At 64.0% G+C, this 19,462-nt stretch carries 20 protein-coding genes; 7 read left to right on the top strand and 13 right to left on the bottom strand.

Annotated elements, in window-relative coordinates:
• Positions 1-126: 126 nt before the first annotated feature.
• The gene (locus IPV69_RS09180; RefSeq protein WP_206294803.1) at positions 127-1,431 is read left to right on the top strand and encodes an L-fuconate dehydratase; all 1,305 of its coding nucleotides are present in this window, start codon (positions 127-129) and stop codon (positions 1,429-1,431) included.
• A gap of 297 nt (positions 1,432-1,728) precedes the next feature.
• Here the strand turns inward: IPV69_RS09180 and IPV69_RS09175 are convergent, their stop codons facing one another.
• Together IPV69_RS09175 and IPV69_RS09170 are read right to left on the bottom strand one after the other, a co-directional pair.
• Positions 1,729-2,445 carry a Bax inhibitor-1/YccA family protein gene (locus IPV69_RS09175; protein WP_206294802.1) on the bottom strand — a complete coding sequence of 239 codons (717 nt, stop codon included), beginning with the start codon at positions 2,443-2,445 and terminating at the stop codon, positions 1,729-1,731.
• A 217-nt stretch (positions 2,446-2,662) separates the two neighbouring features.
• Entirely contained in the window at positions 2,663-3,193 is a 531-nt protein-coding gene (locus IPV69_RS09170) for a PilZ domain-containing protein (protein ID WP_206294801.1), read from the bottom strand.
• Positions 3,194-3,687: 494 nt separating this feature from the next.
• On the opposite strand from IPV69_RS09170, the gene IPV69_RS09165 reads away from it, so the two are divergent.
• Positions 3,688-4,068: a response regulator gene (locus IPV69_RS09165; RefSeq protein WP_206294800.1), complete on the top strand. Its 381-nt coding sequence runs from the start codon at positions 3,688-3,690 to the stop codon at positions 4,066-4,068.
• Between the two features lie 35 nt (positions 4,069-4,103).
• Here the strand turns inward: IPV69_RS09165 and IPV69_RS27530 are convergent, their stop codons facing one another.
• The gene (locus tag IPV69_RS27530; protein WP_261361998.1) at positions 4,104-4,229 is read right to left on the bottom strand and encodes a hypothetical protein; all 126 of its coding nucleotides are present in this window, start codon (positions 4,227-4,229) and stop codon (positions 4,104-4,106) included.
• Between the two features lie 44 nt (positions 4,230-4,273).
• On the opposite strand from IPV69_RS27530, the gene IPV69_RS09160 reads away from it, so the two are divergent.
• The gene (locus IPV69_RS09160) at positions 4,274-5,869 is read left to right on the top strand and encodes a M48 family metallopeptidase (protein WP_206294799.1); all 1,596 of its coding nucleotides are present in this window, start codon (positions 4,274-4,276) and stop codon (positions 5,867-5,869) included.
• Between the two features lie 79 nt (positions 5,870-5,948).
• On the opposite strand, the gene mutL is transcribed toward IPV69_RS09160, so the two are convergent.
• Complete coding sequence (gene mutL, locus IPV69_RS09155) at positions 5,949-7,931, bottom strand: DNA mismatch repair endonuclease MutL (RefSeq protein ID WP_206294798.1); 1,983 nt, start codon at positions 7,929-7,931, stop codon at positions 5,949-5,951.
• 174 nt (positions 7,932-8,105) lie between these two features.
• A complete protein-coding gene (gene truB / locus IPV69_RS09150; RefSeq protein ID WP_206294797.1) occupies positions 8,106-8,819 on the bottom strand; it encodes a tRNA pseudouridine(55) synthase TruB in 714 nt (237 codons plus the stop codon).
• Positions 8,820-8,990: 171 nt separating this feature from the next.
• Between truB and IPV69_RS09145 the strand changes: the two genes are divergently transcribed.
• A complete protein-coding gene (locus IPV69_RS09145; RefSeq protein WP_206294796.1) occupies positions 8,991-9,740 on the top strand; it encodes a hypothetical protein in 750 nt (249 codons plus the stop codon).
• Between the two features lie 65 nt (positions 9,741-9,805).
• Positions 9,806-10,066: a hypothetical protein gene (locus IPV69_RS09140; protein WP_206294795.1), complete on the top strand. Its 261-nt coding sequence runs from the start codon at positions 9,806-9,808 to the stop codon at positions 10,064-10,066.
• Between the two features lie 12 nt (positions 10,067-10,078).
• Here IPV69_RS09140 and IPV69_RS09135 read toward each other — a convergent pair whose 3' ends face one another.
• Both IPV69_RS09135 and chrA read right to left on the bottom strand, forming a co-directional pair.
• The gene (locus tag IPV69_RS09135) at positions 10,079-10,462 is read right to left on the bottom strand and encodes a hypothetical protein (protein ID WP_206294794.1); all 384 of its coding nucleotides are present in this window, start codon (positions 10,460-10,462) and stop codon (positions 10,079-10,081) included.
• A 95-nt stretch (positions 10,463-10,557) separates the two neighbouring features.
• Positions 10,558-11,853 (bottom strand): chromate efflux transporter, encoded by a 1,296-nt coding sequence (chrA, locus tag IPV69_RS09130; RefSeq protein ID WP_206294793.1) that lies wholly within the window; start codon positions 11,851-11,853, stop codon positions 10,558-10,560.
• A gap of 179 nt (positions 11,854-12,032) precedes the next feature.
• Between chrA and IPV69_RS09125 the strand changes: the two genes are divergently transcribed.
• Positions 12,033-12,500, top strand: a complete 468-nt coding sequence (locus IPV69_RS09125; RefSeq protein WP_206294792.1) for a hypothetical protein — start codon at positions 12,033-12,035, stop codon at positions 12,498-12,500.
• A 117-nt stretch (positions 12,501-12,617) separates the two neighbouring features.
• Here the strand turns inward: IPV69_RS09125 and IPV69_RS09120 are convergent, their stop codons facing one another.
• From IPV69_RS09120 to rfaE2, 4 genes are all read right to left on the bottom strand, one after another.
• A complete protein-coding gene (locus tag IPV69_RS09120) occupies positions 12,618-13,334 on the bottom strand; it encodes a hypothetical protein (protein WP_206294791.1) in 717 nt (238 codons plus the stop codon).
• Positions 13,312-13,839: a hypothetical protein gene (locus IPV69_RS09115; RefSeq protein ID WP_206294790.1), complete on the bottom strand. Its 528-nt coding sequence runs from the start codon at positions 13,837-13,839 to the stop codon at positions 13,312-13,314. The genes IPV69_RS09120 and IPV69_RS09115 overlap by 23 nt, the downstream gene beginning before the upstream one ends.
• Before the next feature lie 55 nt (positions 13,840-13,894).
• Positions 13,895-14,296, bottom strand: a complete 402-nt coding sequence (locus tag IPV69_RS09110; protein ID WP_206294789.1) for a DUF883 family protein — start codon at positions 14,294-14,296, stop codon at positions 13,895-13,897.
• Between the two features lie 238 nt (positions 14,297-14,534).
• A complete protein-coding gene (rfaE2, locus tag IPV69_RS09105) occupies positions 14,535-16,034 on the bottom strand; it encodes a D-glycero-beta-D-manno-heptose 1-phosphate adenylyltransferase (protein WP_206294788.1) in 1,500 nt (499 codons plus the stop codon).
• 220 nt (positions 16,035-16,254) lie between these two features.
• On the opposite strand from rfaE2, the gene IPV69_RS09100 reads away from it, so the two are divergent.
• Positions 16,255-17,271, top strand: a complete 1,017-nt coding sequence (locus IPV69_RS09100; protein WP_206294787.1) for an alpha/beta hydrolase — start codon at positions 16,255-16,257, stop codon at positions 17,269-17,271.
• A 37-nt stretch (positions 17,272-17,308) separates the two neighbouring features.
• On the opposite strand, the gene IPV69_RS09095 is transcribed toward IPV69_RS09100, so the two are convergent.
• Together IPV69_RS09095 and IPV69_RS09090 are read right to left on the bottom strand one after the other, a co-directional pair.
• On the bottom strand, positions 17,309-18,190 hold the full coding sequence (locus IPV69_RS09095; RefSeq protein ID WP_206294786.1) for a sugar phosphate isomerase/epimerase family protein: 882 nt from the start codon (positions 18,188-18,190) through the stop codon (positions 17,309-17,311).
• Between the two features lie 173 nt (positions 18,191-18,363).
• On the bottom strand, positions 18,364-19,140 hold the full coding sequence (locus tag IPV69_RS09090; protein WP_206294785.1) for an SDR family oxidoreductase: 777 nt from the start codon (positions 19,138-19,140) through the stop codon (positions 18,364-18,366).
• Positions 19,141-19,462 lie beyond the last annotated feature (322 nt).

The raw sequence follows: 19,462 nt of genomic DNA, 5'->3' as shown, positions 1-19,462 counted from the left end.
GGAAGGCACGAAGGCACGAAGGCACGAAGGCACGAAGGCACGCAGGCACGAAGGGCGTAGGTCACGGAAACCTTCGTGCCTATTGCCTCCGTGCCTTCGTGCCTCTCAACCATTAATCTTCCTCCCATGCCCACGCGCATCATCTCGCTCGACGTCATCGACATTCGCTACCCGACCAGCCGGAACCTCGACGGGTCGGACGCGATGAACCTCGATCCGGATTACTCGGCGACGTACGTCGTCCTGAAGACCGATCGCGCCGGCGGGCCGGCGGGGCATGGGCTGACGTTTACCATCGGCCGGGGAAACGACCTCTGCGTGGCGGCGGTGGAGCTGCTGAAGCACTTTGTTGTCGGCAAATCGCTGGAAGAGATCACTGCCGACTTCGGCGCGTTCTACCGGCAGATCACCGGCGACAGCCAGCTGCGGTGGCTCGGGCCGGAGAAGGGGATCATTCACCTGGCGACGTCGGCGGTGCTGAACGCGATCTGGGACCTCTGGACAAAGACCGAAGGCAAGCCGCTCTGGAAGCTGCTGGCCGACCTGTCGCCGGCCGAGCTCGTGCGGTGTGTGGACTTCCGCTACATCACCGACGCCCTTACGCCGGAGGAGGCCATCGGGCTGTTGGAACAAACCGCCGGCGGCAAAGCCGAGCGTGAGGCGCACGTCCGACGCGAGGGCATCCCGGCGTACACCACCGCCGCCGGCTGGCTGGGCTACTCCGACGAGAAGCTGCGATCGCTCGCGCAGCACGGGATGCGGCAGGGGTTCACGCACTTCAAGATGAAGGTCGGCCGGGATCTGCAGGACGACCTGCGCCGGCTGCGCATCGTCCGCGAGGAAGTCGGCCCCGCCCGAACGCTGATGGTCGACGCCAACCAGGTGTGGGAGGTCGGCCAGGCGATCGACTGGATGCGCGAGCTGGCGCCCTTCAAGCCGATGTGGATCGAAGAGCCGACCAATCCGGACGACATCCTCGGCCATCGGGCGATCGCGCAGGCGGTCAATCCTCTGGGCATCGGCGTCGCGACCGGTGAACACTGCCAGAACCGGATCATGTTCAAGCAGTTCATGGCGGCCGGCGCGATGCAGTTCGTGCAGGCCGACGCCGGTCGGCTTGGCGGCGTGAATGAATGCCTGGCGGTCTGGCTGCTGGCGCGGAAGTTCAACCTGCCCGTCTGCCCCCACGCCGGCGGCGTCGGCCTGTGCGAGATGGTGCAGCACCTGTCGACGTGGGATTACGTCGCCTGCAGCGGCTCACTCGATCGGCGGGTGGTGGAGTACGTCGATCACCTGCACGAACATTTCGTCGACCCCGTCCGCATCGTCAACGGCCGCTACGCCTGCCCGACGCTGCCGGGATACAGCATCGAGATGAAGCCGCGATCGATCGCCGACCACACCTACCCCGGCGGGGCGGCCTGGCGGTGAGACGCGAACGAAGGGTTACGCCGGGGACGAAGAGAACACGAAGGCGCGAAAGCACGAAGGAAACGCGAAGTAGTTCCTGCCCCTTTGGCGCTCTTGGCCCGAATCCTGATGCCAGGCGCGCAAACGGATCGCCGGTGGCCATCCATCGATTTGCCAACCTTCGTGGCTTCTTCGTGCCTTCGCGCCTTCGTGTTCTCTTTGTTCCGGTGCCGGCTTGCTCGCCACAGGCCAAAGCAAAAGGGCCGCCGTGTCTGCACGGCGGCCCTTTCGGTTTTTGGTTTGACACGTCCGCGTCAGTTACTTGCGGCTTCCGAGGATTCGCAGGATCGACACAAAGATGTTGATGAAGTCGACGTACAGGATCAGCGAGCCGACGATGGCATGGCTGGCCAGCGCCCGGGGGTTGCCCGAGTTGGCGACGGCGATCTCACGCAGGCTCTGCGTGTGGTATGCCACCAGGCCAGTGAACACGATCACCACGGCGTAGGTGATGATCCAGCTCAGTCCGCTGCTCTGCATGAAGATGTTGACAAGCGACGCGATGAACAAACCGATCGCCGCCATCGTGAGCATGCCGCCCAGGCGGGTCAGGTCGCGCTTGGTGACGTAACCGAGCACGCTCATCACGCCGAACGTGCCGCCGGTGATGGCGAACGCGGCACCGATCGTGCTCATCTTGTAGATGATGAAGATGTACGAGAGAGCCGCACCCAGGATGGCCGCATACAGGATGAACAGCGCCGTCGCGGCGCCGGCTCCGATCTTGTGCGCCGCCGCCTGAATGCCGTACGACAGCACCGCCAGGCCGAGGAAGAGCGCGATCGTGATGCCCTTGGCGTTCATCGCCACCACGACCTGTACGTTCATCGAGACGATGTACGCGACCGCCGCCGTCACCGCCAGACCGACGCACATCCACGCGTAGACCGCGTTGAAGAAGTTGAACACCGATTTCTCGTCGGTGGCGTAGTTGAGGTCGAACGGCTTGGACTGTTGATACGGAAATTGCGACATTGGATCGCCTCCCTGTGTAAAAGGTCTCTGTAACCCGCCGGAAGTATAACCATCGGCGCGTCACCGGGTCCAATGTCACGGGTATAATCGAACCGCTGTTTTGGATTCGACCAAGGCGTTTCGAACGACCGTGGCGAAGCGAGCGTACTCACGCCAGTACCGTGTGTTTGCGGTAGTGTCCGGGTCGCATCGACAGAGACGGTCGCAACGTGCTTGATTACGCCGCCATCGCGCGGGTCGACAGGTACAGGCTGAGCATGCCGCGGTCCATTTCTTCCATGTCGACCAGCCGTCCGGCCACTTCAAAGCTGTCGCCGACCTGGCGTACGCGGGCGACGGCGAGCCAGCCGACCCATTCCCGCTTGGGCTGAAGTTGGCCGCCGGACGTATCGACGAACGGGAAGATGCCGCCGTTGTCGGGGAGGTCGAGTCGAACGCGAATTTGCTGATCGACGCGGATGCCCTGCTGGCGGGTGCGAAGGCGAACGCCGCTGGCCGACAGATCAATGATCTGCCCGAAGACCAGCCGGCTGTCGCGGCGGCCGTCCCAGCGTTCGATCGTGATGCTCATCGGCTCGACATCGAAGCGGCGGTGGGTGCGGCGTTCGAAGTGGATGGTCATCGGCGTCATGTCGTTGCCGTCGCCGGCGGCGGTGTCGGGGCCGGTCGTGTCCGGCTCATCGACGACCAGGCGCATCGTGTTCACGGAACCTTCGGGCATCATCCATTGCGGATCAGTGGGGCGCATGATGTGAATCTCCTGCGGGACTGACCGATCCTTCGTCGCGTTCCGAACGTCAGCGACGGGCCGGTCTACACTGTTTCCATCGGCCCGGCCTTTGAGAGTGATTTGGTAATTTGGGTAATTTGAGATATTTGGGGTAAAAAACTTCTATGGGACGCAGATGCGACGTTATGACTACGCATTTGTCGCCTGTTCAGCAGACGTTTGGCGTCTTTCACGGTCTTCGAGGGCATTGCTGACTTGTCGACAGACATGGCAAGAATCACGAATCGTCGACGTTTCAGCTGACGCGAGGGTTCTGCGGAACGCCGCTTGAACTTGCGCCGGTGACTCGGCAGAATGTCGCCCGAACGGGTGGCAAATCGACGGATCGTCATATGGAGGGCCGTCCCCCGGTAACCACGCTTCCGACCAGGCGTGTGTGCCGGTGGTCAGTTCAGTCCGTTCGTACGGCGCCTCTTCTGGAGGCGCGCTCCTTAACTTAATGGTGTGGTCGGATGCGTATACTGCTAGTCGAGGATCACGAAGACACCAGCCGCGCCATGGCGACCCTGCTTCGGTTCGCCGGGCACGAGGTGGTCGTTGCCGCGACCGGGGCCGAGGCCGAGCGGGCGTTTGACGCATGCGGCAAGGACGGTGTTCCCCCGTTCGATTGCGCCGTTGTGGACCTGGGCCTGCCGGATACGACCGGAACCGAACTGATGCGATCGCTTCTGCGGCGGGGCAGGATTCCCGGCGTCGCCCTGACCGGCAGCACGGCACCTGAGGACATCGCGGCATGCCTCGAGGCGGGTTTCACCCTGCACGTTGCCAAGCCGGTCCTGTTCGAGGACTTGGAAGCGGCGATCGCCCGTTGTGCACCGTCGGCGGGTGCCTGACAGCCTCAGACGTCCTGTAATTGCCTTCACAGTCACTACTTGCCGTATTCCCCTTCGATTCGGGCTTCGGCACCGACCGATCCGGTGTATACTGTCGCTCCGGTCGCATCTCCCGCCACGGGGGCGACCGCACAGCCACCCTCACCGGGGATCGGCTTCATGACGGAACGAATGTGGAACGGTAGCGCTTGAAGGATCTGGCCGCGTGTCCCGACTTCTGCTCCTTTTTGTCTGCCTGATCTGGATGACCGGCTCGACCGAGCCGTCGGTCGCCCGACTTGAGCATTCCACCCGTTGGGTCGCGCTCTTCCTGGGGGCATTTCCGGTACTTATCCTGGCGGTCGGGTTCTGGTGCCGAATGGCCGCCCGGCAGATTTCCGCCCGCACATTTGCGCGCTCAGTCCACCGGCTGAACTGGGTGTTGCTGTTCAGCAGGGTCTTCATCATTGCCTGGTTCACCACCGGCGTGTTCGCGCTGGGGTGGGTCGGCGTCGTGATTGAGACCCTGAACTTCGGCTGGTTCGAGACCGCGCGTCTGCCCGCCCTGATTGTCGGCACGCTGCCGGCGATGCTGGCGTGGGTCGGGCTCTGGTGGGCGATCTACCCCCTCGATCATGAGCTGAGGCAGCAGGGGCTGACCGAAAACCTGCTCGACGGCCTGCCGGTGCATAAGCCACCCGGATTGGCCGGGTACCTGGCGTCGAACCTTCGGTTGCAGGTGCTGTTCACCATCCTGCCGGTGATGCTGATCGCCGGCGTCCACGACATCGCCGCCTCCCTGATCCTGCCGCAACTCGAATCCCGCAGCGCACGCGACTTGGCCTCGATGCGGGACCAGGTCGAAGGGGCGATCTGGCTGGCGTCGGCGGCGATCGTGTTTATCGTCGCGCCGGAACTGCTCCGCCGAATCCTGCGAACATCGCCGCTGCCCGAGGGCCCGCTGCGCCGCCGGCTCGAGGCGCTGTGCCGTCGCAGCGGCATGAAGTACCGCGATGTGCTCATCTGGGATACGCACCACAACGTGGGCAATGCCGCCGTGATGGGGCTGTTCCCGCGGTTCAGGTACGTGCTGCTGTCGGACCTGCTGCTGGAACGCATGGAAGACGAGCAGATCGAAGCCGTCTTCGCCCACGAACTGGGCCACGTGGTTCACCATCACATGGCGTGGTACGTGGTCTTCTTCCTGACGCTCATGCTCGTCGCCGCCGGCATGGAAAACGTGGTCCACGGGCTGCCCCGCTGGTTTGCGCTGCCGCCGGAAATCTGGGCGCTGCTCACGATGATGATCGGGACGGCGGGCTTCTGGCTGATCTTCGGCTACCTGAGCCGCCGGTTCGAACGCCAGGCCGACGTCTACGCGGCCCGGATGATGGAAGTGGCCCGCCCGGCCGACCCGGCCGCGGGGGCGGCGGCGCTGTCGCCGCTGCTGGGTGGATCGCGTGAGCCGCGCTCGGCGGTTCAACTCAGTCCCATCCAGTCGCACGTCGGCACGTACGGCGCCCAGCTGTTCGCTTCGGCGTTGCACCGGGTCGCGATCATCAACAACATGCCCGTCACGCCGCGGTCCCGGCAGGGCACCGGACTGATGAACCAGGTCAGTTACGCCGTCGGCTCACTCACCGACCTGGCCCACGACTGGCTCCACGGCAGCATCCCCAGCCGCATGGACTACCTGCGAACGCTCAGCACCGACCCAACCCTCACCGGCCAGTTCGACCGGCTGATGGGCCGGCTCTACAGCGCGATGCTGTTCGTGCTGGTGGCGTCGGCGGCGTATACGGTGCCGTCGCTGCTGCGGTGACGTGCCAAGATCGATGAAGGAGAATCGAGGATCTTCATCCTCGATCGTCAATCGTCGCTCCTCTATCCTCGATCCAGTTTCAGAACCCCGTCCGTTTGAACTGCTTCTCCAGGTCGCGGAGTGTCAGCCGTAGCGTCGTCGGCCGGCCGTGCGGACAGTTGCTGCTGCGGTCGACCAAGTCGCGGCGGGCGAGCAGCGCTTCGATCTCCTGTGGCGTCAGCGGGTCGCCGGCTTTGACCGCCGCCTTGCACGCCATCATGTCGAGCACTTCGTGCATCAGTTCTTCCTGGTGCATGTCGAGCAGTTCCTGCTCGCCGCGTTCCAGCAGCTCCCGGACGAAGGTCGCCGGTTCCAGCCGGTCGAGGAAGGTGGGGAACGCCTGCACCGCGACACTCTGCGGGCCGAACGCGGTCACGTCGATCCCCATCCGCTGCAACACCGGCTGGATCTGTTCGAGTAGTGCCGCCTGCGACGACGAGACGTCGATCACCTGCGGAATGAGCATCCGCTGGCTCTCCATCGGCCCCCGGCTGACGCGGGCGAGGAGCTCTTCGTACATGATCCGCTCGTGCAGCGCGTGCTGGTCAATGATCAGCATGCCCTCATCGCTCTGGACGACGAGGTAGCTGTTGTGGAGCTGGATTGCGGAGGCTTTGGGGAGCTCGGCCCGTGGCGGGACAGTCGTGGTCGACGGCAACGCGAACGGCACCCTGGAAATGCGTGCGTCTTCGGCCGACTCGTTAACGAACGGTGCTGCATTCGGCACCGAGCTCGATTCGGTGCCCGGCGAGAGCATCGTCGCACCGACTGCACGAGGGCTCTCGATCGCCGCCGCGGAGGGTGCATACCGCGCCAACGGCTCGCCGAAACCAAAGGCGGGCGAGGAGACCCGCGCTCCCAGCGGGTCGCCGACCGGCAGCATGGGCTGCGGCACCCCGGGCGTAACGCCCGCCGGCGAAAACTGCTGCTTGAAGTAATCCGCCAGCTGCTGCCGCACGCCCAGGCGTTCCTGTGATTCGCGGGCGACGTCAACGTCCGATTTCATCGGAATCGCCGTCGGAGTCAGGTCGCTGGCGAGCACCTTTTCGCGAACACCCGACAGCACCAGTGAGTAGATCCGCCCGCTGTCGCGGAAGCGGACTTCGATCTTGGTGGGGTGGACGTTGACGTCGACGTCGCCGGGCGGGACGTCGAGCATCAGGATCGCCGCCGGGTGCCGGCCCGGCTCCATCAGCCCGCGGAACGCCTCGCGCAGGGCGTGCATGATCGTCTTGTCGCGGATGTGCCGGCCGTTGAGGTAGACGAACTGGTATTTGGGTGTCGGACGGCCCAGCTCGGGCAGGCCGACCACGCCACGGATGCGCAGCTCGGCGTCGCGGCAGTTGATGTCGAGCTTCTGGTCGCGGAACTCGCTCGGCCAGGCCGTCAGCCAGCGCTCGACGGGCGAGGCGACCGCGGGGAGGTCGGCCGTCACCCGCCCGTTGTGGGTCAGCTTGAACGCGATATGTGGCTGTGGCAGCGACAGCCGGGTGACCATGTCGGCGATGTGGCCGAACTCGGTCGAGGTGCCCTTGATGAACTTCCGCCGGGCGGGCGTGTTGAAGAAGAGGTTGCGGACCTCGATACAGGTCCCGACGTTCCCTGCCGCGGCCTGCGGAAAGGTGATCTCCCCGCCACGGTTGTGGATCTCCCACGCCGAGTCGTCGGCAGCGGTGCGCGACAGGATTCGGCTGTGCGACACCGACCCGATGCTCGCCAGCGCTTCCCCGCGGAAGCCCATCGTCATGATGCGGAACAGGTCTTCGTCGCTCGACAGCTTACTGGTGGCGTGAGATGCGAACGCCAGCGGCAGCTCGGCGGGGGGGATGCCGCCGCCGTTGTCGATCACGCGGATGAGGGCGCGTCCGCCGTCCTCGACGTCGATCGTGATCTGCGTCGCCCCGGCGTCCACGGCGTTTTCGACCAGTTCCTTGACGACGTTCGCCGGGCGCTCGATGACCTCGCCCGCGGCGATGCGGTTGATGAGCCCGGGTGAAAGCTGTTGGATTGGCCGACGTTCCACGGGACGATTATACGGCGGGCAACGATCACCACGAAGGGTGGGGGTCGCTTGCGCCATCCCCACCATTTGCAGTGATATCCAAGTCTTGTGATGAATGGCAATCGGTGGCTTGTTGCGTCGTGGCTTTCCGCTCCGCGACGGAGTTCGACAGGCCGTGCACCTGCGGTGCGACCGCTAATCGGGAGATGCGATCTCCGTGGGAATTGGGTGCAGATGTTTCTCCAGCCCGTCGGCTTTCAACGTCTCAAGCGAGACGGCCTGCTCGGCCAGAAACTGCCCGCTCCGCGTACGGCGGAGTTCGGTCAGATATCCGCCGGCGTCGAGCATCTCACCGAGGTCGCGGGCGATGGACCGGATGTAGGTGCCCCGGCCGCAATCGATCCTGAGGACCAGGTCCGGCCAGTCATAGCGGACGAGCTCGACGCCGTAAACGTTGACCGGGCGTGGAGCCATCACGACCGATTGCCCCTGTCGCGCCAGGTCATACGCCCGTCGTCCGCCGATCTTCATCGCGCTAAACGCCGGCGGACGCTGCTGAATCGTTCCGACGAAACTCGGCAGTGCCGCGACGACTGCATCGAGCGTTGGCGGCGTGATTCCTCGCGCACCCGACGGCGACCAGGGAGTTACCTCCGACTCCAGATCGTCGGTGGCGGTTGTCGCGCCCAGGCGAACGGTGGTGAGATACTGCTTGGGCTGGTCCATCAGCCGTTCGCACGATTTGGTCGCCTTGCCGACCAGCAGCAGAAGCACGCCGGTCGCGAACGGATCTAGCGTGCCGGCGTGTCCGATCTTCGTCCCGCGCGGCAGCAGTTGCTTCACGATGCCGACCGCCCGGGCGCTGGTCAGCCCGGCAGGCTTGTCGAGGTTGAGAATTCCGGTCAGCACTGGGAATGACGAATGACGAAATGCGAATGACGAATGAAACTCGAATCTATCAATGACCAACTGAACTCGCGTCGAGTCGAGTTTCGTCATTCGTCATTCCCCGGCAAGCCCGGGTCTACCGATTTGCTTGTTGAGCATTCTCATCAGACGCAGTAACGTTCGACATACCTTATGCACTGGACCAAGGACGAGATCGTCAAGGCGGTCAAAAAGCTCTACGCCCAGGGGCGCGATCTTTCGTACAACGCGATGGCGTCGCGGCAGCAGGCGCTGGTGTCGGCGGCGGCGTACCATTTCGGGTCGTATCGCACCGCGGTGGAAAAGGCCGGCGTTGATTACGCCGAGGTTACCCGCCGCCCGCGCTGGACGCGGCAAAAGATCATCGCGCTGATCAAGGCCGCCCGCCGCAAGGACGACGACCTGCACTGGTCTGCCGTCACCAAACGCCGCGACGAGCTCGGTCGGGCGGCGTTCGCGTCGCTGCAACCGCGGCTGTTCGGCAGTTGGGACCGCGCGCTGACCGCGTCCGGCCTCGATGCCGACGACGTTAACCGCTACCGCAAGTGGGATCGCGAGCACATCCTGTTTGAACTCAAGGGAAGATATAAGGGGCATGAGCCGCTCAACAGCGGCGCCATTCAGCGCGACGATCCGGGGTTGCACGCGGCGTCGGTCCGACACTTCGGGTCCTACGACGCCGCCCTCAAGGCCGCCAAGATTGACCCCGTCAAGGTCCGCGAGCGTAAACGCTGGGACAAGGCCGAGGTGATCAAGTCGATCAAGGCGGCAAAGCGTTCGGGAAAGAAGTTGTCCGACTCGTCGATCCGCAAGGAAGAGCCCGCCCTCTACGGCGCGGCGGTCCGCCTGTTCGGCAGCTTCACCCTCGCCCGCACGGCGGCGGGTGTGAAGTTTGTTCGGTAGGGGGCGACGACTCCGGTTAGATTGTGGTTTCTGGCCGCCATGACGCGGGTATCATGAGGGGCACCATGACTGAAAAAGAACTTGAAGATCAACTTCACACGGACCCATTCGTCGCGTTTCGGATCCACCTCGTGAGTGGGAAGACGGTCGATGTGCTCGCCCCGCACGCGGCGTGGACGCTCAACCAATCCCTACTGGTTTTTCGAAACCCGTCGTCTGACACGACCCGGGCGGAAGGGTATGACGTGATTGCCTACCCAAACATCGAACGGTTGGAACAGCTACCGATCGGCAAGCGGCCGGCGGGCAAGCGGAAGCCTGCGTGATCTCGCTGCTTCTCAGGGGGCAACATCCAGCTTTGATCCTTTTTGTTCCTGCCCGGAGAAAGCGAAGTTCACCAATAGCAGTATCACAAGCGCCGCTGCCCATCCCGCCGGGCCATTCTTGGCGAGCCATCCACACGCGGCGACCGTGTGACCGAACGTCACGAGCAGCGATACTGCAACTGCGAGAGGCCGGTTGGTTCGCAGAATCACGATCGCGACGATGAGACTGCTGACTGCCCCCGCGACGACGAACAGCAACGGGTGGATTTGCATGAGCCAGCGGGCGGCGGGGTTGGCTTCGGAGACGGCCGCATAGTTGCCTTGCCAGTAGGCGGCGGGTTGGCCCGTCAGTGTCATCGCAACATCGGCGGCGCAGGCAACAATTGGAAGCGTCACGAGCCGACGGAGATTCGGCGTCCTTCCGAGTGTGATAGGTGGTGCATGGAATTGCCGCATGTCTCAGACTCTTCAACGTCCATAGGACGACGGACTTAGAATGTTGACGACAGGGTCCCCACCAATGCTCCCGTTGCGATCAGGATCGCCGAGTTCACGCCCCATCTCAGCATCATCGACAGCGAACCGGCGAACAGCAGGCAGGGGATGACTGCGATTGTGCCGTCCGGCAGCAGGGCGGCGATTGCGAAACGGACGGTGACGATGATCAGCAGCATGACGACGGCGGCGTTCATGGCGTCGAGCGCGCCTCGGGCCCAGGGCTTGGCGCGGAGGATGGGCAACACCCGGCCGAAGAGTGCGACCAGCACGAACGCGGGCAGAAAGATCGCCACCGTCGAGACGACTGCGCCCGTCAGGCCGCCGGCGTCGGTACCGGTGATGGCATGGCCGCGCACGTAGCCGGCGAAAGTCGCCGTCGTCAGCAGCGGGCCGGGCGTGACCTGGCCGACGGCGACGGCGTCGGCAACCTGGCGGTGCGTCAGCCAGCCGTGCTGCTGGAGCAGGCCGGTCTCCAGGTAGTTCACCAGCACGTAGCCGCTGCCGAAAAGGGTTCCGCCGACGGTGAGAAAGTACCACGCGAGCCGCAGGAACTCGGTGCCGGCCGGGCCGAGCGTCATCGCCGCGGCGATCCACTGCAGCGTGGATTTCACGCCTGTGACGACAGGGCCGAACGCCGACGCGATCGCGCCGACCGTTTGGGGGATGATCGCAAGCGTCGTCGCCGGCGGAACCCGCCTGCTTGCCGCGACCGCACCAACCGCACCGACTACCGCCGCCGCCGCCAGGATGACGATCTCGGATTGCAGCAGCGTGTATCGGCGGATCAGCAATTCGGCGGGCAGCGTCAGCAGCGCGATGACGACCGCCCGTCGCGTCGTTACCGCCGTGTGGGCCAGGCGGAACGCGGTGATCGCCAGGATCGCGACGACCACGGCGCCGATCCCCTGCAGCGCGGCCAGGACGGCCGCCGGGGGTTGTACGCCTGCGCCGGCGAACCGCACGTACATCCAGGCGATCGGCAGGATGATGAGCATCGCCGGGGTGATGAAGCAGACGCCGGCGACGACCAGACCGCGCCATCCGGCGCGAATCAGGCCCAGGTGAATCGCCAGTTCGGTCGAGTTGGGGCCGGGAATGAAGTTGAGGGTGGCGACGAGGTCGAGGAAGTGTTGGCGGGAGAGCCATCGGCGGCGATGGACGAACTCGTCCTCCATCAAAGCGACATGGGCCGCCGGCCCGCCGAACGCCGTGAAGCCGAGGCGCGTGAACGCGATCGCGATCTCGCGGAGGGGCCGAGGGGGCGGGTTGTCAGTCGCGGATGGTTCCATGGGCTGCGGCTTCGGGCTGCGACGGCCGGTACGATACGGTCAGCGGCACGGCAAGGGGAAGCCTGCCTGCGCCGGAGCGAGCAATCCTGCCAAAGTCCCCGTTTGGTCCCGGCCGCCCTTACGTAAGGCTGTGGAATTCCATATGATGCCACGGTACGGACGACCCACACGGAGACGAGATGAAGCCCGCGCTGAAGCTGAGTGAAATCGAACAGGAGCACCTCCAGGAGCTCTATAATGCCGTCGGTGCCCCGCGCGATGAACTGCCCTACACGCCCGCGTACGAGCAGCTCATCCAGGATTTCCAGGACCGAACCTTCAAAAACGCTGACGGCGAGCAGGTGTTCGCCGCGCTGCTGAAGTACGGCCGATCGGGAAGCTTTGCCTCCGATCCGGAAGTGATTGCACCCCCCATGAGCGAAGAGCAGGTCAAGCAGCTCAAGTCGGTTCTGGTGCGGCACGGCTCCAGTGGCAAGCTGTTGCCTTACAGCGATGCGTTCAATTCGGCCCGCAACGAGTTCAACAAGGTGTCGGGGCAGACGCTGAGCGAAGCCGATTTCTGGCGATCGGTGATCAAGAACTCCGGCCGTCGTCGTCCGCCGCCGCCCCGCAAGAAGAAGGCTGTTGTCGACGACGACGACGAGTGATTGCCTTGGTTCGCTGGACGGCGAACGATCACGGCATACAAACGACGAGAGCAGGGCATCGCGATGGCCTGCTCTCTGCTTTTTGGTGTCGGTTCTCGACGTATGCTAGGAAGCCCGTCAGATCGACGGATCGCCGGCGGCTCTAGGCGGTGCCTTGTCGTCGGGAATGTCGTCGGTCGGCGTCGGGCCGGTCGCGACCCCTGCATACTGCCCGCTGACATCATGCCCGTTTTGCTCGTGGCCCCGACCGGCCAACAGGGGCTCCACGTACGCGGTGACGATCGGCTTGACGATGTTCAGTCCCTGCGTCAGCAGCAGCGTGCCCAGGCTCGAAAGGAACGAACTCTTGGCGGCGGTCTCGGCTTTGCTGTCGCCGGCAACCGGCGGATGTCTGGCGATCTTCTCCTGCTCGGCGAGTCGCTTTTCGAGAGATTTAAGCTTGCCGCGTAGCCGGCCGTAACGGGTCGGATTGAGGTAGGAAGCGCCGAGGAAGCCGACGGCTGTCGCTGCCCCGACGGTGTACCAAGGGTGCTTTTTAACGAACTGAATCGGAGCCGTGGCACTAAAGCCGCCGGTTGTGCCACCCACACCGCCGTTAGCCGGCGCTTCACCGTTGCCGGAACCACCGCCGGGCATCACGGTCTTAACCTTCGCCATGGCGGTGGACTTCATTGCATCGGCGGCGCCGAGCATGGCGGCCTTGGCGCGCTCCGACTGCCGACGAAGGTACTGCTCGATCTTCAGGTCGGCATCGGGCACGGTCGGATCAAGGGCGGCGTCGTAATCCGCCGACCGCTTGTCCTGCTTCGCGCTAGGCTTGGTCGGGTTGGGCATGTTCGCGTTCCGCGGCCCGCTGGCCGACGTCCGAGCCGTACCGCCGACGTTGTTCCTGGTGTCGCTGCTCATACTTGGCCATCAACTTCCGTTTCAAGCTGCTGCGCAGCACCTTAAGTCCCACCCATGTTCCAATTCCGAACAAAGCCAGCAGTCCGACCGCGGTGACAAGATGCCCGAGCCAGGCCCTGCCGAACAACTCGCCCAGGCCGCCGGCAATGCCGGAAATCAGCAGCACGCCGAGCGTCGCCAGCGCCGCAATCGCAATCACGGCCGCGACAACGCCCAATCCGATGTAAATCGCGATCCATGTCGCCTTGGTCTTGATCGAATCAGTCTGGGCCGCGACGTAGTAGCTGGCATACTCCCGGATTTCGCCGATGCGCTCGATCACCGACGCGATCGCTTCCTTCCAGGAATCGTTGGGCGAGGCGGTCGGCTCGTCGGAGAATCGTCCGCCGGCGGAGGCCGGCGGCACGGGATCGGGAGGCGGATTGGGTGCCATGTGGACTTCCCTCTGCAACGGGGACTTCGCCGACCACGGTATCAGCTCGCGTCACTTACCGCTTCAACAGAGCGCCCAGCACCACGCCGACGCCGACTGCGATCAACACCGATTGAATCGGCTTCTGGCGGATGTAGTCTTCGACCTGATGCTCGAACTGCTTGGCCCGATCGGCACCTTCGTGCAGGTATTCGCTGGCGGTCGCCTTGCCCTGCTCGTAGTACGCGGCGGCCTTTTCCTTGCCGGCGTCGTACAGGTGCGATGCCTTCTCCTTACCTGCGTCGTACATCGCCGATGCCTTCTCCTTGCCCGTTTCGTACATCGCCGACGCGCGATCGCGGACCTCGGCGGCCTTTTCGACCACCGCGTCCTTCACATCGTTGGCCGTCTGCTTCAGGTCGCGGCCTTGGTCGGGGGGTGATCCGGCACCGACGGGGATTTCATTGGCGATACTCATGGCATTGCTCCTTGCTGAAAGTGATTCGTTTCCGGCCGCACGTGCCGACCTATGTCATTTATAGGCGTGCCGAGCGGGGCCGTGAGCGCCGAACTGCCGATGAAATCTTCGTCACCCGAAACAGCGCCGGTTCTCATCCTAAGCCTGCGACGACCTTCGATCTCAGACGCCAGGAACACGCTAGCGGGGCGGTCGATCGGCGATACTTCACAAACGCATGCGATCGCCAAGCGTCCGATCACTTCTGCCCGCCGTATGCGTCCAGGATTCGGCTGATCACGTTGCTCGTGCTTCGGCCGTCGATCAGCGGTGCCAGGGCGACCTTGCCGCCATACGCTTCGACGAAGTCCCAACCCACGACTGCCGTCTTGGCGTAATCCGCCCCTTTGACCAGCACGTCCGGGCGTACGGCCTGGATCAGGTTGATCGGCGTGTCTTCGCCGAACAGCACCAGGTAGTCGATGCTCTCCAGTTCCTGCAGCACCTCTGTGCGGTCGTCTTCGTTGACGATCGGCCGCTTGCTCCCCTTTAGACGCTGGATGCTGGCGTCGGTGTTCACACCGACGACCAATAGATCGCCCTGCGCCTTGGCAAACCGGAAATACTTGACGTGACCCAGGTGGATGAGGTCGAAGCAGCCGTTGGTGAAGACGATACGACGGCCGGCCCCGCGATGGCGGGCCAGCTCGGGGAGAAGCTGCTCGAGCGTCCGCCGCTTGCCCAGGCCTTCGTGGGCCTCGCTCATGAGTTCCTGGACGATTTCGTGTGGCTTGATCGGTATCGCGCCAAACTTCTCGACTTCCAGCCCGCCGGCGACATTGGCCAGCATGACCGCCTCGTGCCAGGTTGCGCCCGCCGCCCGGGCGACCGCGAGCATCGCCAGCACCATGTCGCCGGCGCCGGTGACGTCGTAAACCTGCCGAGCGCGGGTGCGGAGCTGCTCGCCGACGAAGGTATCGCCTTCATAAAGGCCCAGATACGCCCCGTCCTTATCCATGGTGATGATCGCCGCCTCCAGGCCGAGCCGGGCGATCAGTACTTTGGCGGCCGCCTCGCACGTTTCAGGCGTACTGGGCCGAATGCCCGTCGCCTTGTGCGTCTCGATACGGTTGAGCTTGATGCAAGTCGCGCCGGTGTATTTGGAGTAGTCAGGGATGTTCGCCGGGTCGATCAGCACCGGTAGGCCCCTGGCTTTGGCGATGCGAATGACTTCCTGGCAAACCCGTTCGGTGACGACGCCCTTGTTGTAGTCCTCGATACAGACCACGGAGGCACCCGCGATCGCCGTGGTGAACGACGCGATCAGTTTGTCTTCATCGGCCCTGGATAACGCCGACGACTGTTCGAAATCCAGCCGAAGCATCTGCTGCGGATGGCGGTGCTGCGCCGAGCCGACAAGCCGCATCTTGGTCGTGGTGGGCCGTCCGCTGCAGCAGACCAAGCCGGTGGTATCGCAGCCGCAGTCGCGAAGGTGTTCGGTGAGCTTATGCGACATCTCGTCGTCGCCCATGACGCCGACCACGCGCACGTCGGCGTTCAATGCCGCCAGTCCGCCGGCCACATTGCCGGCGCCGCCCAGGCGGTATTCTTCGTTCTGGAAATGCAGCACCGGCACTGGCGCTTCGGGGCTCAGCCGCTCGGCGTTGCCGTAGAGGTAGCGGTCCATCATGAAGTCCCCGAGCAGGACGACACGGTTGCGCGGCAGGTTCTCGACGAGGTCGATGAGTCGGGTGGACATAGCAACGGTAGTCTAAGTCTTTTGATGAGCGGGAAGTAGGGCGGGCCCATTTCCTAAGTGCGTCTTGTCGCGGTCGTGCCGTCGCCAGCTCACCCAACCGGGTGATTGCGGTTTGGAATTGCGTGCACTTCGATTCGTTCGCCCTTGAACCCACGCCGGCAGGGGGATGAAATGACCCCGTTCAACCGTTCAAGCCCCAAAGTTCCGAGGAGGATCGTCCATGCGTCTTAAATCGCTCATTCTGTCGACCGCCTTGTGCGCGGTCGGTGTCCCATCGTTCGCGGCAGATGCTCCCGCGAAGGGGTCGGCCCCGGCCAAGCCTGCCGCGCCCGCCAAGCCACCCGCCGCCCCGGCCAAACCGCCAGCCGCACCGACCATCAAGCCCACGATGGCGGACGTCCGCTACGGCGAGCACGAGCGCAACGTACTGGATTTCTGGAAGGCCGAATCGGCGACTCCGACACCGGTGGTGTTCAATATCCACGGCGGCGGCTGGAATGCCGGTGACAAGGCCCGGGTCAGTGGGATCGAAAAGTACCTCGCCGCTGGGATTTCCGTCGTTTCGATCAACTATCGGTACGTGCCGCAGGCCGTCGCGCAGGGTGTGAAACCGCCGGTCAAGGCACCGTTGCACGATGCCGCCCGCGCGCTGCAGTTCGTCCGTAGCAAGGCCGGCGAGTGGAACATCGACAAGGCCCGCATCGGCGCGACCGGCGGATCGGCCGGGGCCTGCTCCAGCCTCTGGCTCGCATTCCACCCCGACATGGCCGACCCCACCAGCACCGACCCGCTTGCCCGCGAATCGACCCGCCTCTGGTGCGCCGCTGTCAACGGTGCCCAGACCACGCTCGACCCGCAACAGATGAAGGAGTGGACCCCCAACAGCAAGTACGGCGGTCACGCCTTCGGTTTCACCGGTGACAAGGACAAGAAACTCTCGCAGTTCGACGAGTTCCTCCAGAAGCGCGACACCATTCTCCCGTGGATCGCGGAGTATTCGCCGTACGCCCTGGTGACGGCCGACGATGCGCCCATTTACATGACGTACTCGGCGCCGCCGGCGATGGGCCAGGATCAGAAAGATCCGACGCACACGTCGAACTTTGGCGTAAAGCTGCAGGAGAAGCTCAAGAGTGTGAACGTGCCGTGTGAACTGGTGTACCCCGGCGCGCCGGATGTGAAACATCCGCAGGTCTGGGATTACCTGATCGAGAAGCTCAAGGCGGCCAAGCCGTGAAAGGGTAGCAAGCAGGGCGGGCATTGCCCGCCCTGCTTCACTTGAAGTGCTCCGCCATCTTCCGGCGCAGGAAATCCGCACTGCGACGGAGCTGGTCGATGCCATCCACGCCGTCTTCGATGCTGATCCAGCCGTCGAAGCCCACGCCCCTGAGTTCGCGGAAGATCGCGTCGTAGTCGTTCATTCCCTTCCCGATTTCGCCGTGCTTCAGCCGCTTGGCGTAGCCGGTGACGTCTTCTTCCTTCATCAGGTCTTCAATCGTTCCCTCGGCGAGGTACCGGTCGCTGGCGTGCATTGACACTACCCGGTGCTTGACCTTGGCGAGCAGTTCCAACGGGTCTTCGCCGGCCAAGATGGTGTTGCTGGGGTCGTAGTTCACGCCGAAGCTGGGATGGTCGATGCGTGAAACCAGGTCGAGGAACAGGTCCATCTTCTGGGCGAACTCGGGGTGCTGCCAATAGCCGTCCTTGTAGTGGTTCTCAAGGATCAGCGTGACGCCTTGCTCGGCGGCGTGGGGCAGGCAGGCGTAGATGCTTTCGACGACATAGTTCAGGCCGTCCTCGCGGGAGACGTCCGGCCGCCGCTGGCCGGACAGGACGCGGCAGAAGGTCGCGCCCAGTGCCGCTGACATGTCGATCCAGCGTTTCTCGTTGTCGATTTGCTCCTGGCGAAAGCGGGGATCGGGGTGGGTGAAGTCCGGCGAGCAGCAGAGCATGGGAATCGCCAGCCCCTTGTCAGAAGCGATGCGCCTGGATTCTCGCCAGTTGACCGGCGACTCAAGCTCAGTGAAGCCGCTGTAGAACTCCAGCCCGTCGATGTCGAGTGTGGACGCCAGCTCGATCCACTGGCGGATCGACATGGTGTTGTGGACGCAGAGGTCGTCGAGATAGGCCTTGGGGAATGCGGCGAGTTTGGGCATGGGTAGGCTCAGGATGGTTCGATCGCTGAACAGGATTCGACCTTTGACGGCTCCGTCAGTGACACGGGCTTCCAGCCCGTGCGCGCGGTTCAATGCTTGCTGGTGTGAACGATTGCCTACTCCGGCGCACCATGCACGGGCTGGAAGCCCGTTTCACTGACGACGATTTTTCGCTACTTCACCGGGTTCCGCCCGATGACCGGGTACTGTTCCAACTCCATCACCGTTCCGCTGACCGGCCGGCTCTCGTCGGACACCCAATAAACCGCGGCGGCGGCGACCTGCTCGGGCGTCAGGATGCGGCCCGACGGCGCAAATGCCGCCGGCGGGTGCACGTGCCAGTCGGGTGGCGACCCTTCGCTGACCTTCAGTTTGTACTCGTTCTCCGACAGCACCCAGCCCAGGTTCATGTGATTGACGCGGACTTTCCGCGATCCCAGGGCATCCGACAGGTTTCGGCTCATCGTCATCAGTGCGCCCTTGGACATGCTGTAGGCGAGCTGGTTCGGCTCGCCGCAGTAGCCGTTGATGGAACCGATGTTCAGCACGCAGCCGCTGGTCGCTTCCAGGTGCGGCAGCGCGGCCTGAATCAGCAACATCGGCGCACGCACATTGATCGCCATGCAGCGGTCGAACAGCGTGGCGTCCGTAGTCGCGATGTTGCTGCGGATGACCCAAGCGGCGTTGTTGACGACCGCGTCGAGCCGGCCGAATGCGGCGACCGCCGCCGCGACCGTCCGCCCGGCGGCGAGTGGATCGGACAGATCGTCGATGTGCAACGCAGCGTTCCCGGCCAGGCCGGCGACGAGCGTTTCGCCGGCGGGGCGTTCGAGCCCATGAACCAGAACCTGTGCGCCCTCGGCGACAAACCGCCGGGCCATTGCGGCGCCGATGCCGGTCGTGCTGCCGGTGATGAGGATGACTTTGCCGGTGAGGCGTTGAGTCGTCATGGGATTGGCAGGTCTACGTCGGGCGAATTGGTGCCACGGGTCGCCGGTACTCCGGAGACCCGTGCCGACGCGTCACTTGCTCACGGGTCTTAGGAGTACCGCCGGCCCGTGGTACCGGAGACGTCTCGTCGAAGGCGGTTTCAGCAACGGGCGCGAACTCAGGATTTACGCCTGCACCGAGCTTAACGGTTGTAACACCGATCGTCAGCAACGATTGGAATTGGCTTTTGCCCGGCATTCTATCGTAAGTGATGAATGCTCAAGCTCGTGGCACCGGCAGTCCGATAACGACCGAGAGCGGACTGCGCTAAGACCGCGTACA

The sequence above is a fragment of the Humisphaera borealis genome, from assembly GCF_015169395.1.
Taxonomy (GTDB): Bacteria; Planctomycetota; Phycisphaerae; order Tepidisphaerales; family Tepidisphaeraceae; genus Humisphaera; species Humisphaera borealis.
The sequence above is the reverse complement of the archived record's forward strand: the minus strand, read 5'-3'. Positions and strand labels throughout refer to the sequence as shown.

What these genes read in the sequence shown, in the direction of transcription:
- IPV69_RS09170 (WP_206294801.1), bottom strand. Translation starts at nt 3,193, where the DNA reads ATGCGCCCCACTGATCCGCAATGGATGATGCCCGAAGGTTCCGTGAAC.
- IPV69_RS09140 (WP_206294795.1), top strand. Translation starts at nt 9,806, where the DNA reads ATGACTGAAAAAGAACTTGAAGATCAACTTCACACGGACCCATTCGTC.
- IPV69_RS09115 (WP_206294790.1), bottom strand. Translation starts at nt 13,839, where the DNA reads ATGGCACCCAATCCGCCTCCCGATCCCGTGCCGCCGGCCTCCGCCGGC.
- IPV69_RS09095 (WP_206294786.1), bottom strand. Translation starts at nt 18,190, where the DNA reads ATGCCCAAACTCGCCGCATTCCCCAAGGCCTATCTCGACGACCTCTGC.
- IPV69_RS09110 (WP_206294789.1), bottom strand. Translation starts at nt 14,296, where the DNA reads ATGAGTATCGCCAATGAAATCCCCGTCGGTGCCGGATCACCCCCCGAC.
- IPV69_RS27530 (WP_261361998.1), bottom strand. Translation starts at nt 4,229, where the DNA reads ATGAAGCCGATCCCCGGTGAGGGTGGCTGTGCGGTCGCCCCCGTGGCG.
- rfaE2 (WP_206294788.1), bottom strand. Translation starts at nt 16,034, where the DNA reads ATGTCCACCCGACTCATCGACCTCGTCGAGAACCTGCCGCGCAACCGT.
- IPV69_RS09120 (WP_206294791.1), bottom strand. Translation starts at nt 13,334, where the DNA reads ATGCCCAACCCGACCAAGCCTAGCGCGAAGCAGGACAAGCGGTCGGCG.
- chrA (WP_206294793.1), bottom strand. Translation starts at nt 11,853, where the DNA reads ATGGAACCATCCGCGACTGACAACCCGCCCCCTCGGCCCCTCCGCGAG.
- IPV69_RS09090 (WP_206294785.1), bottom strand. Translation starts at nt 19,140, where the DNA reads ATGACGACTCAACGCCTCACCGGCAAAGTCATCCTCATCACCGGCAGC.
- IPV69_RS09125 (WP_206294792.1), top strand. Translation starts at nt 12,033, where the DNA reads ATGAAGCCCGCGCTGAAGCTGAGTGAAATCGAACAGGAGCACCTCCAG.
- IPV69_RS09165 (WP_206294800.1), top strand. Translation starts at nt 3,688, where the DNA reads ATGCGTATACTGCTAGTCGAGGATCACGAAGACACCAGCCGCGCCATG.
- IPV69_RS09100 (WP_206294787.1), top strand. Translation starts at nt 16,255, where the DNA reads ATGCGTCTTAAATCGCTCATTCTGTCGACCGCCTTGTGCGCGGTCGGT.
- IPV69_RS09145 (WP_206294796.1), top strand. Translation starts at nt 8,991, where the DNA reads ATGCACTGGACCAAGGACGAGATCGTCAAGGCGGTCAAAAAGCTCTAC.
- IPV69_RS09180 (WP_206294803.1), top strand. Translation starts at nt 127, where the DNA reads ATGCCCACGCGCATCATCTCGCTCGACGTCATCGACATTCGCTACCCG.
- IPV69_RS09175 (WP_206294802.1), bottom strand. Translation starts at nt 2,445, where the DNA reads ATGTCGCAATTTCCGTATCAACAGTCCAAGCCGTTCGACCTCAACTAC.